Annotated in this window: 13 protein-coding genes; 8 read left to right on the top strand and 5 right to left on the bottom strand. The window is 71.6% G+C overall.

Features of this window, described 5'->3' with window-relative positions; genetic code table 11:
* Nucleotides 1–158 precede the first annotated feature (158 nt).
* From OG550_RS24240 to OG550_RS24265, 6 genes are all read left to right on the top strand, one after another.
* Nucleotides 159–1,148 (top strand): ABC transporter permease, encoded by a 990-nt coding sequence (locus tag OG550_RS24240; protein WP_327680874.1) that lies wholly within the window; start codon nt 159–161, stop codon nt 1,146–1,148.
* Nucleotides 1,149–1,204: 56 nt separating this feature from the next.
* Nucleotides 1,205–2,974 (top strand): ABC transporter substrate-binding protein, encoded by a 1,770-nt coding sequence (locus OG550_RS24245; protein WP_327680876.1) that lies wholly within the window; start codon nt 1,205–1,207, stop codon nt 2,972–2,974.
* Nucleotides 2,975–3,072: 98 nt separating this feature from the next.
* The gene (locus OG550_RS24250) at nt 3,073–4,083 is read left to right on the top strand and encodes an ABC transporter permease (RefSeq protein ID WP_327680878.1); all 1,011 of its coding nucleotides are present in this window, start codon (nt 3,073–3,075) and stop codon (nt 4,081–4,083) included.
* Complete coding sequence (locus tag OG550_RS24255) at nt 4,080–5,162, top strand: ABC transporter ATP-binding protein (RefSeq protein WP_327680880.1); 1,083 nt, start codon at nt 4,080–4,082, stop codon at nt 5,160–5,162. The genes OG550_RS24250 and OG550_RS24255 overlap by 4 nt, the downstream gene beginning before the upstream one ends.
* A gap of 70 nt (nt 5,163–5,232) precedes the next feature.
* Nucleotides 5,233–6,309, top strand: coding sequence for an ABC transporter ATP-binding protein (locus OG550_RS24260; RefSeq protein WP_327680882.1), 1,077 nt, complete (start codon nt 5,233–5,235; stop codon nt 6,307–6,309).
* Between the two features lie 259 nt (nt 6,310–6,568).
* Nucleotides 6,569–7,228 (top strand): trimeric intracellular cation channel family protein, encoded by a 660-nt coding sequence (locus OG550_RS24265; RefSeq protein WP_327680884.1) that lies wholly within the window; start codon nt 6,569–6,571, stop codon nt 7,226–7,228.
* Here OG550_RS24265 and OG550_RS24270 read toward each other — a convergent pair.
* Nucleotides 7,164–7,937 carry an IclR family transcriptional regulator gene (locus OG550_RS24270; RefSeq protein WP_327680886.1) on the bottom strand — a complete coding sequence of 258 codons (774 nt, stop codon included), beginning with the start codon at nt 7,935–7,937 and terminating at the stop codon, nt 7,164–7,166. The genes OG550_RS24265 and OG550_RS24270 overlap by 65 nt on opposite strands.
* A gap of 283 nt (nt 7,938–8,220) precedes the next feature.
* Between OG550_RS24270 and OG550_RS24275 the strand changes: the two genes are divergently transcribed.
* A complete protein-coding gene (locus OG550_RS24275) occupies nt 8,221–9,402 on the top strand; it encodes a cysteine desulfurase family protein (RefSeq protein WP_327680888.1) in 1,182 nt (393 codons plus the stop codon).
* Nucleotides 9,403–9,451: 49 nt separating this feature from the next.
* The gene (mnmA, locus tag OG550_RS24280; RefSeq protein ID WP_327680890.1) at nt 9,452–10,588 is read left to right on the top strand and encodes a tRNA 2-thiouridine(34) synthase MnmA; all 1,137 of its coding nucleotides are present in this window, start codon (nt 9,452–9,454) and stop codon (nt 10,586–10,588) included.
* Here mnmA and OG550_RS24285 read toward each other — a convergent pair.
* The 4 genes from OG550_RS24285 to OG550_RS24300 all read right to left on the bottom strand — a co-directional run bounded on the left by OG550_RS24285 (nt 10,578) and on the right by OG550_RS24300 (nt 12,773).
* Nucleotides 10,578–11,033 carry a hypothetical protein gene (locus OG550_RS24285; protein WP_327680891.1) on the bottom strand — a complete coding sequence of 152 codons (456 nt, stop codon included), beginning with the start codon at nt 11,031–11,033 and terminating at the stop codon, nt 10,578–10,580. The two genes, mnmA and OG550_RS24285, sit on opposite strands and share 11 nt — an antisense overlap.
* An 18-nt stretch (nt 11,034–11,051) precedes the next feature.
* Nucleotides 11,052–11,723, bottom strand: a complete 672-nt coding sequence (locus OG550_RS24290) for a methyltransferase domain-containing protein (RefSeq protein ID WP_327680893.1) — start codon at nt 11,721–11,723, stop codon at nt 11,052–11,054.
* The gene (locus OG550_RS24295) at nt 11,720–11,854 is read right to left on the bottom strand and encodes a hypothetical protein (protein ID WP_327680895.1); all 135 of its coding nucleotides are present in this window, start codon (nt 11,852–11,854) and stop codon (nt 11,720–11,722) included. Before OG550_RS24295 ends, OG550_RS24290 begins: the two co-directional genes overlap by 4 nt.
* 421 nt (nt 11,855–12,275) lie before the next feature.
* Entirely contained in the window at nt 12,276–12,773 is a 498-nt protein-coding gene (locus tag OG550_RS24300; RefSeq protein ID WP_327680897.1) for an ATP-binding protein, read from the bottom strand.
* Nucleotides 12,774–12,838: the final 65 nt, after the last annotated feature.

The raw sequence follows: 12,838 nt of genomic DNA on the forward strand, positions 1-12,838 counted from the left end.
AGCACGCCGCCGTACCGCTGGGAACACCGCAACCCGTACCTCCGCATGTCCGCACCTCCGCATGTCCGCACCTCCGCACGTCCGCACCAGCCGTACCGCCGATCCCGGCGTCCGGCACCCGTGGGCCGGCCACCGTCGGCGAGGGGACCGAACTGACCATGACCGCACCCATCAAGACCGCCGGGAACGCTCCGGAGGCAGACGCCGCCGCGAGCCCGGCCAAGAAGATCGAGGGCCGCTCGCTCGGCCGGATCGCCTGGACCCGCTTCAAGCGGGACAAGGCCGCCGTCGCCGGCGGCGTCGTGGTGATCCTGCTGATCCTGCTCGCCGTGCTGGCCAAGCCGATCGAATCGGTGTTCGGCCTCGACCCCGACGCACTCAACCAGGACCTGCTGGACGCCAACCTCGGCGGCCTGCCGCTGGGCGACTGGGGCGGGATGAGCTGGGACCACCCCCTCGGTGTCGACCCCCTGCAGGGCCGTGACCTGCTCTCCCGCGTCATCGAGGGCTCCTGGGTCTCCCTGCTGGTCGCCTTCGGCGCGACCCTCCTGTCCAACACCATCGGCGTCGTGCTCGGTGTGATGGCCGGCTACTACGGCGGCTGGGTGGACACCCTGATCAGCCGGGTGATGGACGTCTTCCTCGCCTTCCCGCTGCTGCTCTTCGCCATCGCGATCTCCGCCTCGCTCCAGGGCGGCGCGTTCGGCCTGCACGGCCTCCCGCTGCACATCGCGGTGCTGATCTTCGTGATCGGCTTCTTCAACTGGCCCTACATGGGCCGGATCGTGCGCGGCCAGACCCTCTCGCTGCGTGAGCGCGAGTTCGTCTACGCGGCCCGCAGCCTCGGCGCGCGGGGGCCGTTCATCCTGTTCAAGGAACTGCTGCCGAACCTGGTCGGTCCGATCCTGGTCTACTCGACCCTGCTGATCCCGACCAACATCCTCTTCGAGGCCGGCCTCAGCTTCCTCGGCGTCGGCATCCAGGCACCCCAGGCCTCCTGGGGCGGGATGCTCAACGACGCCATCCAGTACTACCAGGTGGACCCCCAGTACATGGTGGTCCCCGGTATGGCGATCTTCCTGACGGTGCTCGCCTTCAACCTGCTCGGCGACGGGCTCCGTGACGCCCTCGATCCCAAGAGCAACTGACCCAGCGTCAGGACCCTCCGTTCGGCCACCACTTCCTCAAGGGGTTGATCCCACCCATGCGTAGGTCCCGTACCGTCGCACTGACCGCCGCAGCCGCCGCCGCGGTCCTGGTCGTCACCGGCTGTTCGTCGAGCTCCAAGAGCGACGACGCCAAGTCCACCGCCACCGGCAGCTCCGCGGCCGGCGGTGCCACCGGTGCCGACGCGGGCACCAAGGGCATCGTCAACGCCTCGGACAAGAAGGGCGGCACCGTCACGTACGAGATGCGCGGTACGCCGGACTCCCTGGACCCGGGCAACACGTACTACGCGTACATCTACAACTTCTCCCGCCTGTACGGGCGTCCGCTCACCACCTTCCAGCCGGACGGCCAGAAGCTCGTCCCGGACCTGGCGGAGTCGCTCGGCACGCCGAGCGCGGACGGCCTGTCCTGGACGTACAAGCTGCGCGCGGGCCTGAAGTACGAGGACGGCACGCCGATCACGTCCAAGGACGTCAAGTACGCGGTCCTGCGCTCGAACTACGCGCCGGAGGTCAACTCCAACGGGCCGACGTACTTCAAGGAGATGCTGGTCGACAACGAGACGCCGTACCAGGGTCCGTACAAGGACAAGGAGGGCGACCTCAAGTCCATCGAGACCCCGGACGACCAGACCATCGTCTTCCACCTGAAGCACGCCTTCGCGGACTTCGACTACCTGGTCTCCGCCCCGCAGACGGTGCCGGTCCCGAAGGACAAGGACACCGGCTCCAACTACGTGAAGCACGTCATCTCCTCGGGCACCTACAAGTTCGAGAGCTACGAGGACGGCAAGCAGGCGGTCCTGGTCCCGAACACCAACTGGGACAAGAGCACCGACCCGATCCGCAAGCAGCTGCCGGACAAGATCGTGCTCAAGATGAACATCGAGCAGTCCACGATCGACAAGGACCTGCTGGCCGGGAACGCCCAGGTCGACCTGGTCGGCGCCGGCGTCGACCAGCAGACCCAGGCGAAGATCCTCCAGGACCCGAAGCTCAAGGCCAACACGGACAACGCCTACGGCGGCCGCCTGGTCTACACCGCGATCAACTCCAAGGTCGCGCCGTTCGACAACGTCGAGTGCCGCAAGGCCGTCCAGTACGCCATCGACAAGGTCTCGGTGCAGACCGCGATCGGCGGCCCGATCCGCGGCGCCGTCGCCAACACCGTGCTGCCGCCGGACATCCCGGGCCACGAGGACTTCAACACCTACCAGACCAAGGACAACAAGGGCGACGAGGCCAAGGCCAAGGAGGCCCTGAAGGCCTGCGGCAAGCCCGAGGGCTTCAGCACCGTCCTCACCGCCCGCACCGAGCGCGGCCCGGAGATCGCCGCCGCCACCTCGATCCAGGCCGCGCTGAAGAAGGTCGGCATCAACGCCGAGATCCAGCAGTACCCGCAGGGCAAGTACCTCTCCGACCACGTCGGTGTCCCGGCGTTCAACAAGGAGAAGAACGTCGGCCTGATGATGATGCAGTGGGGCGCCGACTGGCCGACCGGCTACGGCTTCCTGCAGCAGATCGTCGACGGCCGCTCGATCAAGGCCTCCGGCAACAGCAACCTCGCCGAGCTGAACGACCCCGAGGTCAACAAGCTGATCGACGACGCCGCGGTCAACACCGACAAGGCGGCCCGCGAGAAGATCTACGCCCAGATCGACAAGAAGGTCATGGACGCGGCCGTCTACGTGCCGCTGACCTACTTCAAGGTCTTCCTGTACCGCCCGGACAGCGCCACCAACCTCGTCTCCACGCCGGCCTTCTCGGGTGAGTACGACTACCTGAACATCGGCACCACCAAGTAAGAGCCTGGCTCCGCATCCCTGAAGGCAGGTGAAGGCAGCGGCGCCCGCCGTCGTCCGGAGGATCCCGGACGGCGGCGGGCCGCCGGAGCCGCCCAACTGTGTTTGCCTACATCATCCGCAGGACGCTGGCCGCCGCGGTGCTGCTGCTGGTGGTCAGCGCGGTCACCTTCGCGATCTTCTTCCTGCTCCCGCGACTGGCCGGCGAGACCACCGACCAGCTGGCCGCCCAGTACATCGGGAAGAACCCCTCCCCCGAGGCGATCGCGGCGGTCAAGAAGAACCTCGGCTTCGACCAGCCGCTGTACACCCAGTACTGGAACTTCCTGAAGGCGCTGGTCTCCGGTGCCGAGTACCAGTTCGGCCCCGACCCGGCCACCTGCCACGTGCCCTGCTTCGGCTACTCGTTCAAGAACCACCTGGAGGTCTGGCCGGAGCTCACCAAGCGCATCCCGGTCACCATCTCCCTGGCCATCGGCGCCGCCGTCGTCTGGCTGGTCTCCGGCGTCACCACCGGCGTGATCTCCGCGCTCAAGCCGAAGTCGATCTTCGACCGGCTCTCCATGGGCATCGCCCTGGCCGGCGTCTCGCTGCCGGTCTTCTTCACCGGCGCCCTGCTGCTCACGCTGTTCAGCTACGAGTGGCCGATCCTGGACAACCTGCAGTACACCAACTTCACCGACGACCCGCTGATGTGGGCCCGCAACCTGATCCTGCCGTGGATCTCGCTGGCCTTCCTGTACTCCGCGCTCTACGCCCGGCTCACCCGCGCGGGCATGCTGGAGACGATGAGCGAGGACTACATCCGCACCGCCCGGGCCAAGGGCCTGGTCGAGCGGAAGGTCGTCGTGCGGCACGGCCTGCGCGCCGCCCTCACCCCGGTCGTCACCATCTTCGGCATGGACCTCGGGCTGCTGCTCGGCGGCGCGCTCATCACCGAGCAGGTCTTCTCGCTCCAGGGCGTCGGCTTCTTCGCGGTCTCCGCGATCAAGGACAACGACCTGCCGAAGATCCTCGGCGTCACCCTGCTCGCCGCGTTCTTCATCGTCCTGTGCAACCTCGTGGTTGACCTCCTGTACGCCCTTGTCGACCCCCGGGTGAGGCTGTCGTGACCGAGCTCCAGAAGACCACGGCACCCGTGGCCGCCCCGACCGGGGACGCTCCGAGCGGCGAGGCCTTCCTCTCCGTCCGGGACCTGCGGATCCACTTCGACACCGACGACGGCCTGGTCCGCTCGGTCGACGGGGTCAGCTTCGACCTGAACAAGGGGCGGACCCTCGGCATCGTCGGCGAGTCCGGCTCCGGCAAGTCCGTCACCTCGCTCGGCATCATGGGCCTGCACCGCTCCAAGCGGGCCCGGATCAGCGGCGAGATCCGGCTCGACGGCGAGGAGCTGATCGCGGCCGGCCCGGACCGGGTCCGGCAGCTGCGCGGCCGCGAGATGGCGATGATCTTCCAGGACCCGCTCACTGCGATGCACCCGTACTACACGGTCGGCCAGCAGATCGTCGAGGCCTACCGGGTGCACCACCCGCAGGCCGGCAAGAAGGAGGCCCGGGCCCGCGCGATCGAGATGCTCGACCGGGTCGGCATCCCGCAGCCCGACCGGCGGGTCGACGACTACCCGCACCAGTTCTCCGGCGGCATGCGCCAGCGCGCCATGATCGCCATGGCACTGGTCAACGACCCCTCGCTGCTGATCGCCGACGAGCCCACCACCGCCCTGGACGTCACCGTCCAGGCGCAGATCCTGGACCTCATCCGCGACCTCCAGGAGGAGTTCGGCTCCGCGGTCATCATCATCACCCACGACCTCGGGGTGGTCGCCGAGCTCGCCGACGACATCCTCGTCATGTACGGCGGCAAGTGCGTCGAGCGCGGCCCCGCCGAGACCCTCTTCGACGCGCCCGAACACCCCTACACCTGGGGACTGCTGGGCTCCATGCCGCGCCTCGACCGGGAGCTCCAGGACCGGCTCGTCCCGGTCAAGGGCACCCCGCCCAGCCTGATCAACGTGCCCTCCGGCTGTGCGTTCCACCCGCGCTGCCCGTACGCCGACCTGACCGGCGGGCGCTCGGCCGACGAGGTCCCGGCACTCATCGAGGCCGCTGCCGGACACCACGCGGCCTGCCACCTCGCGGCCGCCGACCGGCACCGCATCTTCGCCGAAGAGATCGCGCCCCGGCTGTGAGGCCCGCCCCGGCCGCGCGCCCCGACCCGAGGGTGAGCCCCGCCCCGTACCACCATTCTGGAGAGAACCGATGACGGACACTCAGGCGGCGGCCATCCCTTCTCCCGCACCCGCCTCCGACCGGGAGCCGCTGCTCCGGGTGGCCGGCCTGACCCGGCACTTCCCGATCCACGGCGGCCTGATGCGGCGCCAGACCGGTGCCGTCCGGGCGGTCGACGGCATCGACTTCACCGTCAACGCCGGCGAGACCCTGGGCGTGGTCGGCGAGTCCGGCTGTGGCAAGTCCACGATGGGCCGACTGGTCACCCGGCTCGACGAACCCACCGCCGGGAAGATCGAGTTCGAGGGCACCGACATCACCCACCTGGGCGTCGGAGCGATGCGGCCGCTGCGCCGCGACATCCAGATGATCTTCCAGGACCCGTACTCCTCGCTGAACCCCCGGCACACCGTCGGCACCATCGTCGGCGCGCCGTTCCGGCTGCAGAAGGCCGATCCGCCCGGCGGGGTCAAGAAGGCCGTCCAGGACCTGCTGGAGCTCTGCGGGCTCAGCCCCGAGCACTACAACCGCTACCCGCACGAGTTCTCCGGCGGCCAGCGCCAGCGCATCGGCATCGCCCGGGCGCTCGCCCTGCGGCCCAAGATGATCGTCGCGGACGAGCCGGTCTCGGCCCTCGACGTCTCCATCCAGGCCCAGGTGGTCAACCTGCTCGACGACCTCCAGCAGGAGCTCGGCCTGACCTACCTGATCATCGCGCACGACCTCTCGGTGGTCCGGCACGTCTCCGACCGGGTCGCCGTGATGTACCTCGGCAAGATCGTCGAGATCGCCGACCGGGACTCGCTCTACCGCAGCCCGATGCACCCGTACACCAACGCCCTGATGTCCGCGGTGCCGGTGCCCGACCCGCGCCGCAAGCAGCGCGGCGGACGCGAGCGGATCCTGCTCAAGGGCGACGTGCCGTCCCCGATCAACCCGCCCAGCGGCTGCCGGTTCCGCACCCGCTGCTGGAAGGTGCAGGACGTCTGCGCCAGTCAGGAACCGCCGCTCGTCGCGCTCGCCTCCGGGCACCAGGTGGCCTGCCACTTCCCGGAGAACGCCCCCGGGGCCACCCCCGGCGACGACCGGGCGGCCGCCTCGGTGTGACCCGCGTCGGCGGCGTCGGTCGCGTCGATCGCGCCTGTTGCGTCGCCCGTGCCGGCCGCGTCGGCCGCATGACGCCGGAAGGCCGCCCGCCCCCAGCCCCACGGCTCCGGGCGGGCGGCCTTCCGGCGTCCGGGGCGTCCCCGCTCCGGGTGGACGGCTCGGACGGCCTGCTCGGGCGGCCTGTTCGCGCGGAGGTTCGGACGGCCTGTTCGAGTGGACGGTTTGGGGCGGTCCCGACAATCGGGTCCATAGTGGTCCGGTGACCTCGCAGATCTTCCCCTCCGACGTGCAGCAGTCGCTGGACCTCGTCGGCATCTTCGTCTTCGCCCTCTCCGGAGGGCTGCTCGCCGTCCGCAAGAACATGGACATCTTCGGCATCTGTGTGCTCGCCGAGGTCACCGCACTGGGCGGCGGGGTGATGCGCGACCTCGTCATCGGCGCCACCCCGGTCGCCGCCTTCAGCAACCTCGGCTACTTCACCACCCCGCTCGCCGCCGGACTCGTGGTCTTCTTCCTGCACCCCGAGGTCGAACGGATCAACCGCGCCGTGCAGACCCTCGACGCACTCGGCCTCGGCCTGTTCTGCGTGACCGGCACCGTCAAGGCGCACGACTACGGGCTCGGCGCCGTCCCGTCCGTCGCCCTCGGCATGGTGACCGCGGCCGGCGGCGGCGTGATGCGCGACGTGCTCGCCGGCGAGATCCCCTCGCTGCTCCGCTGGGACCGCGAGATCTACGCCGTGCCCGCCCTGGTCGGCTCCACCATGGTCGTCGTGCTGATCGCGCTCGACCGGCTGACCGCCGCCACCGGCACCGCCGCCGCGCTGACCGCCTTCGTGCTCCGGATGCTCGCCCTCAAGTACGGCTGGCGCGCACCGCGGGCCTGGCACCGCAACGGTTCTCGCACCAGCGAGGAGTAGGCGAGCCGCCGTACGCCAGCGAGACCGCCTCGGCCGTGCACAGCAGCTCCGGCACCAGCCGCACCAGCTCCGCGGGCGACACCCGGTCGGTCGGCGCCGAGATCGCGCAGGCCGCCACGGCCCGCCGGTCGCTGCCGGCCACCGGCGCGGCCACGCAGGTGACCGCCTCCCGGTGCTCGGCGGACTCGGCGGCCCAGCCCCGGCGGCGGACCGCCGCCAGGTCGGCGGAGAGCTCCGCCTCCGGCCTGCCGTCCCCCGGCAGCCCCGCCAGCAGCACCCGGCCGATCGCCGTCCCGGCCGCCGGCGCCCGCCGCCCGATCCGGCTCGGCCGCCCGGTGCCGCCGGTGCCGCCGGTGCCGTCGTCCCACCGGCCCGCCAGCTCGTCCAGGTACAGCACCTCACCGTCCTGCAGCACCGCCAGCTGCACGGTGCAGCCGCTGCGCTCGCCGAGGGCGGCCAGGTACGGCGCGGCGACCTGGCGGACGTCGATCTCCTCCAGCGCCCGGTTCGCCAGCGACAGCACCTTGCCGCCGAGCCGGTAGCGGCGGTCCGACTGCCGGTGGACGAAGCCGTGCTCCTCCAGCGTGCGCAGCAGCCGCAGCGCGGTCGACTTGTGCACGCCGATCGAGGTGGCGGCCTGTTCGAGGGAGACCGGGCCGTCGCCGAGTGACCCGAGGAGGGTCAGCGCGCGATCGACGGACTGCGACATGCCGCCCCCTGTCCTGGTTTCGGTCCGGGTCCTGGTTCCGGTCCGGGTCCTGGTTCCGGTCCGGCCGCACACCGGTGGCCGTCAGGCTAACCGCTCGCGACGCGCGCCCCGCACCGGGCCCCGGCCGCTCCGCACCAGGCGGCCCGGCTCTGCCCCTCCGGCTGCCCGCCCGGGCACGACGGTCCTCCACCGGCCCGGCCGGGGGCGGCCGGTGGCCGGATCGGTACGGTGGGCGGATCGGCCGCCGGACCGCAAGCCGGAGGCCCTCTACAATCGGATGGTTATGCCATACCTGGACCATGCGGCGACCACGCCGATGCTGCCCGAGGCGATCGCCGCGATGTCGGCACACCTGGGGGTCGTCGGCAACGCCTCCTCCCTGCACGCGGCCGGCCGCCGGGCCCGCCGCGTGGTCGAGGAGGCCCGCGAGTCGCTGGCCGACTCGCTCGGCGCCCGGCCCAGCGAGATCGTCCTCACCGGCGGCGGCACCGAGTCCGACAACCTGGCCGTCAAGGGCCTGTACTGGGCCCGCCGCGGCGCCGACCCGGCCCGCACCCGGGTGCTCTGCAGCCCGGTCGAGCACCACGCGGTGCTCGACGCGGTGCACTGGCTCGCCGAACACGAGGGCGCCACCGTCGAGTACCTGCCGGTGGACGGCCTCGGCCGGGTCCACCCGGCGGCGCTGCGCGAGGCGGTCGAACGCGACCCGGCCTCCGTCGCGCTGGTCACCGTCATGTGGGCCAACAACGAGGTCGGCACCGTCCAGCCGGTCGCCGAACTCGCCGCCGTCGCAGCCGAGTACGGCATCCCGATGCACGCCGACGCGGTCCAGGCGCTCGGTCAGGTCCCGGTCTCCTTCGCCGACTCGGGACTCACCGCGCTCACCGTCACCGGCCACAAGATCGGCGGCCCGTTCGGCATCGGCGCACTGCTGCTGTCACGCGGCTCGACACCCGTCCCGCTGCTGCACGGCGGCGGCCAGGAACGCGACGTCCGCTCGGGCACCCTCGACGCACCCGCCGCCGCCGGCTTCGCCGCCGCCGCGGAGATCGCCGTCGAACGGCGCGCCGACCACGCCGCCACCCTCGGCGCACTGCGCGACGAACTCGTCGCCGCGGTGCTGGCCGGCGTCCCGGACGCGGTGCTCAACGGCGACCCGGCGGCGGACGGACGGCTGCCCGCCAACGCCCACTTCTCCTTCCCCGGCTGCGAGGGCGACGCGCTGCTGATGCTGCTCGACGCCCAGGGCATCGAGTGCTCCACCGGCTCGGCCTGCTCCGCCGGCGTGCCGCAACCCAGCCATGTCCTGCTGGCGATGGGCGTCGACCCGCTGCTCGCCCGCGCCTCGCTCCGCTTCTCGCTCGGCCACACCTCCACCCGGGACGACGTCACCGCCCTCACCGAGGCCATCGGACCGGCCGTCCACCGCGCCCGCAACGCCGGTCTCGCGTCCGTCCGGCGCTGAGGAAACCCCGGCGGAATGCCCGACCGCACCACGTACGCTTGGATGCATCATGACTGACTTCCCGGGTGCCCCGACCGCTCCGTCCACCGGCCGCCTCCGCGTGCTCGCGGCGATGTCCGGCGGGGTCGACTCCGCCGTCGCCGCCGCCCGCGCCGCCGAAGCCGGGCACGAGGTGACCGGCGTGCACCTGGCGCTGTCCAGTAACCCGCAGTCCTTCCGCACCGGCGCCCGCGGCTGCTGCACCATCGAGGACTCCCGGGACGCCCGCCGGGCCGCCGACGTGATCGGCATCCCGTTCTACGTCTGGGACCTCGCCGAGCGGTTCCGCGAGGACGTCATCGACGACTTCGTCGCCGAGTACGCGGCCGGCCGCACCCCCAACCCGTGCCTGCGCTGCAACGAGAAGATCAAGTTCGCCGCGCTGCTCGACAAGGCGGTCGCGCTCGGCTTCGACGCCGTCTGCACCGGCCACTACGCGCGGATCGTCGACCTGCCGGGCGGCGAGCGCCAGCTCCACCGCGCCGTCGACGGCGCCAAGGACCAGTCCTACGTGCTCGGCGTGCTCGACGCCGACCAGCTCGCCCACTCGCTCTTCCCGCTCGGCGACACCACCAAGGACGTCATCCGCGAGGAGGCCGAACGGCGCGGCCTGGCCGTCGCGAAGAAGCCCGACAGCCACGACATCTGCTTCATCGCCGACGGCGACACCCAGGGGTTCCTGGCCCGCCACCTCGGCGCCGCGACCGGCGACATCGTCGACACCGACGGCGCCAAGCTCGGCGAGCACGACGGCGCCTACGGCTTCACCATCGGGCAGCGCAAGGGCCTGCGGATCGGCCGCCCGGCGGCGGACGGCAAGCCGCGCTACGTCCTCGACATCTCGCCGGTGAACAACACCGTGACGGTCGGCCCGGTCGAGGGCCTGGACGTCACCGCGCTGACCGCGATCCGGCCGCGCTGGTGCGGGGACTCCCCGGCGTCGGACGGCCGCTACACCGCCCAGCTGCGCGCCCACGGCGAGGAGGTGCCGGTCACGGCGGCGGTCGTCGACGGGGAGCTGCACGTCCGCCTGGACTCCGCCGTGCGCGGCATCGCCCCGGGGCAGGCGGTCGTGTTGTACGACGGCACCCGCGTTGTCGGCTCGGCCACCATCGCCACCACGGAACGCCCGGCCGTCAACGCCTGAGGACGGGGCGGGAGGGCCGGTCCAGCCAGGCCCACTGCTCCGCCTCGGTGACCGTCAGCCCGAACCGGTCGGGGCCGGGGCGGGCCCGCTCCTCCCACCAGCGGTAGGCCTCCTCGACCTCGTCCCAGAGGCGGCGGGGGCCGTACTGCCACACGGTGCCGTCCTCGACGGCGGCCCAGGAACGGGCGTCGGTGGTGGCCACCCAGAGCCGGGCGCCGTCCTCGTCCCGGGCGGTCCACACGTCGCCCAGACGCAGCCCGAGAGCGAAGCGGGCCTCCCATGCGTCGCCGGTGATCCGCTGCGGGGACAGCATCGTCCGGCTCTCGTCGGGAGCGTGCTCGTCGCGGACGACGTCGCGGAAGATCCGCAGGTCCTGCCGCTGGGTGCGCATCAGCATGAACGCGGAGTGCGGGCCGAACCGGCCCTCTGCTCGGTCGTCGTGCACGACGAGTCTGAGCAGTCCCTAGCAGAGCATGGGGTTGTCCCAGGGGGTGAGGACGATGCCGCCGGGTCTGGTCTGCTCGATCCAGGCCCATGGGATCCGCCGGACCGAGCAGGTCGAGATGATGCGGTCGTACGGCAACCGGCGGTGCCAGCCGAGGGAGCCGTCCCCGCAGACCACGTCGACGGTCAGGCCCGCGGCGTTCAGGGCGGCCTGCGCCTGGCGGGCGACCCGGGCGTCGATCTCGACCGAGGCGACGTGTCCGGGGCCGAGGCGGTGGGCGAGGAGCGCGGCGTTCCAGCCGGTGCCGGTGCCGATCTCCAGGACACGCATGCCGGGGCGGACGTCGAGGTCGCGGAGCATCCGGACCACGATCGAGGGGGCGGAGGCCGAGGAGGAGGGCCAGGCCCCGGCGGGGTCGGGCGGTTCCTCGCCGTCGTTGACCTGGGTGACGACCGGCAGGTCCGCGTAGGCGGAGTCGAACCAGCGGTCGTGGTCGGTCGGGAGGTCGCACGGCTCGTAGCCGCCGTGGCCGTCGTCCAGCCAGATGCGCTCCGGGAGGAAGCGGTGCCGGGGGACGGCCGTGATCGCCTCCCGCCACTCGCGGGGGACGGGGCCGCCGAGCGCTTCGCCGACGGCCCCGAGCAGGCCGCGGACGGCGGCCTGCTCGGGGTGGTGAGGGTAGTCGGTCACTTCTTGTCGTCGTCCTTCCGGTGCTTCGGCTCGGGCGCCGGCCGCGCGCCGTCGGGGGACGGCTTGTCCGTGCCGGGGTCCTTCTTGCCGCCGTGCTTCCCGCCGCTGTCCTTATCGGTTCCCCAGGCCATGGGCCCTCCTCGTGGTTGTGGTGGTCGTGTTGCGGCTACCGCTGCGGAGGCCGGGGCGTGGGCGGATTCGCCGGCTTCGGCCGCGGCGGCTTCGGTTCAGGCGTGGGCATGGGGGGACTCCAATCGGCGTGAGGGAAAGGGAGGTTGGTCGTGCCGCCTGAGTTCAGTGAGAACGATTGATCAGCACCAGGGCACCGGCAGCGAGGTGGAGCACGGCCGCGACCGACACCCCGTAGGCGGCCCACACCCGGACGGAGTCGGTATAGGGCGCGGAAGACGAGCCCTTCCCGGAATCGGGGGTCCGTGACGCGCTTGGCGGCCGGGAGGATCCGGCCGTGCCGAACCCTGACCTTCCGGGGGCTGTGGCGGAGTTCTCGATCACGGATCGTCTTGTCCTTGGTGAGCATGTCGGCGGATCGGGTCACACGGCGTACGGGAGGGGGTCCAGGGGCACCGCGAGAAGGGTTCGGCCTTCGGGGGCCGCGTGTGGGCCGATCACGGCCCACACGCGTTTGCCGGCGGGAAGGGGCTCGTAGCCGACCGATTCCGCGTAGACGCTGATCAGTGCGAGCCCGCGCCCGGACTCGTCGCCGGATCCGGCCGTGCGCTTCACCGGCGCCTCGGTGGTGCCGTCCGTGACCGCGACGATGACGTGGCCGTCGGCCAGCCACATTTCGGTGTCGATCAACCCGAGGGCCGGCCGGCCGTGTTGGCTTGCGTTGGTCACCAGCTCGGTGAGGACCAGGAGTGCGGCGAACACCTGATCGCCGTCCGGGTCGATTCCCCACGTCTGGAGGACTTTGCTGGCGTTCGCACGGAGGACAGAGACGGCATCTGGCGCTTGGTCGACCGCCCATGCGGCGCGCTTCGCGCCGATTGGGGCCAGAGGGCGGGGCTGCGGCCTTGTATCGGTCGTCACTGCCCCGCTGCCTCCGCTCGGCCCGTTCGCGTCAGTCCGGACGCGGCCGCCGATCGGGTGGCATT

This window comes from Kitasatospora sp. NBC_00458, from assembly GCF_036013975.1.
In the GTDB taxonomy this organism is placed as follows: domain Bacteria; phylum Actinomycetota; class Actinomycetes; order Streptomycetales; family Streptomycetaceae; genus Kitasatospora.